General features: G+C 38.1%; 1 protein-coding gene. It reads left to right on the forward strand.

All coding sequences use genetic code 11. The features are described 5' to 3' along the window. The coding region (locus ACG9ZB_RS17270; protein ID WP_419326851.1) for a replication initiation protein at positions 1-278 on the forward strand (278 nt) is incomplete at both ends.

A 278-nucleotide genomic window follows, 5' to 3' on the forward strand; every position in this document is an offset into this window, starting at 1 on the left:
AAACCATACTGTGCAGATGAATTATTGTATGGCTTACAAATAAGACCGAAAAAAACGGCAATCAAAATGCAATACATACAGGGCAATCAGCCTTGTATGCTTCATTACTTCTTTTTTGACCTAGACCGTTCAGAAGCTGTTATGGCTTGGAATGATGCAAATCTACCAATGCCATATTGGACAGCACAGACCCCAAAAAATGGTCATGCTCATATCTGCTACAAATTAGAATTACCGCTATGTACCAGTGAATTAGCTAGTCAGAAAGCTATTAGCTA

It is taken from the genome of Acinetobacter johnsonii (assembly GCF_048551975.1).
Taxonomy (GTDB): Bacteria; Pseudomonadota; Gammaproteobacteria; order Pseudomonadales; family Moraxellaceae; genus Acinetobacter; species Acinetobacter johnsonii_A.